Genomic DNA, 1,588 nt, shown 5'->3' with positions numbered 1-1,588 from the left:
CAAGCCGGCCGGGAGGCCGCTGTGCTGTTGATCTGCTTTTGATCTTGATCTTAGGCGCCCCGTTAAACCACGCTGGCCGAAGTGAGGTGCCGAGTGGTGGGGCAAAAGCGGAACCAATACAAGCCATCACCTAAATAACGGATATCCCCCCAATCCGCGCCCGCGCCCGCAGTGCCTCCCCAGGCAACCCCAAAGCCTCATACACCACCACCAAAGCTCGGTTCGTCGGGACATCCAGCCCGTCATACCGCCGGCGCAATTCCAGCGTCTGCTGCGCCCCAAGCCAATCCCCAACCCGCAACCGTGCGTCCAGCTCCACCTGCGCAAACAAATCCCGCTGCGCATGACTCCCGCCAATCTCATTCAGCCGCGGCAACGCTATCCCCAGCTGTTCCAACGCCCGCCGGGCATCCCCCCGGGCATGCGCCAACAACCCCTCAGCCAACGGCAACGTCACTTCCCCCCAAACCGGCCGCGCTTCCACACTGTGCCTGCGCAAAGCCGCCAACAACTGATCCGCCTCAGGCTTGCCCGCCCGGGCCAACCCATACAAATACTGCACACTCAAAAACGGCTGTACCGCATCCCCAACCCGACGCTGCAGGTAGGGCGCCAACGCCTGCCACCGCTCACCCACATCAATCCCGGCCAGCTCCAGCCGCGCCAGCAATGACACCGCGCCCACCTGATCCTGGGAGTACTCCGGCAAGATCCCCCACACATGCCGGTCATAAATCTCCAGCACCCGCTGATCCTCCCCGCGCCCCAGATAAAACAACGCGAGATGCCACCAGTTATGGGTGTACATGAACGAGTTAAGCCCGTCCCAGTGCTGCTTCACGCCCTCCAGAAACCCGATGCCTTCCTCGATACGCCCCTGGGTCAGCATCACATGGGCCAATGCGTGATGGGCCCATGGCTCGGACGCCTGCAACCGCAACGCTTCAAGCGCACTGGCCTCGGCTTCCTCCAGCAAATGACACTGCTCATACGCAAACGCCAGTAGCCCGTGACTGTGGGCGATATCCGGCGCGCCGGCGGTGGCTTTCAAACCGATTCGAAGCAGCGCCGGCCAGTTGCCCCGGTTGAATTCCAGGTACTGGTTGAGCTTGGCCGCAAGCAGGTCCCGCGGATAAAGATCCAGCAGATGCTCGCTGAGGCGCAGCACTTCATCCAGCTCGTCGTTGATCCAGGCTTGCAGCACTTGCAGATACACGAGCGCCCGTGGATGCCGGGAATTCACCGCCGCCGCCCGCTGACGGTACTTCTCGGCCAGCACAGGGCCCTCGGGCGACTCGATAAACATCAGCAGCAGGCCGGCAAATCCGTTGGCCAATGCTGAGTCGGGGTCGGCATCGGCGACCGCGAGGATGCCCTCGGCACGGGGCTGATAGCCGAGAAAACCGCCGACGAAATCATCCAGGCCCTGACGGGTGGCGGGGTTGAGGGTGTCGATGGGGTTGCCCAGGTAATCCAGTGACATGCGCTTCAAACTCATGGGTTCAGATAGCGGTTAGAAGGGCAAACCTTGTGCCAGTGATGGGGCCCTCAAACTTCAAACCTTACCGTAGCAGCTGCCGAGCCTTGG

The 1,588-nt window shown here is 62.2% G+C and carries 1 protein-coding gene; it reads right to left on the bottom strand.

Features of this window, described 5'->3' with window-relative positions; genetic code table 11:
• Nucleotides 1-130: 130 nt before the first annotated feature.
• On the bottom strand, nt 131-1,483 hold the full coding sequence (locus HX839_RS13740; RefSeq protein ID WP_177029209.1) for a tetratricopeptide repeat protein: 1,353 nt from the start codon (nt 1,481-1,483) through the stop codon (nt 131-133).
• Between the last annotated feature and the right edge of the window lie 105 nt (nt 1,484-1,588).

It is taken from the genome of Pseudomonas sp. I8001 (assembly GCF_013385345.1).
Classification (GTDB): Bacteria; Pseudomonadota; Gammaproteobacteria; order Pseudomonadales; family Pseudomonadaceae; genus Aquipseudomonas.
The sequence above is the reverse complement of the archived record's forward strand: the minus strand, read 5'-3'. Positions and strand labels throughout refer to the sequence as shown.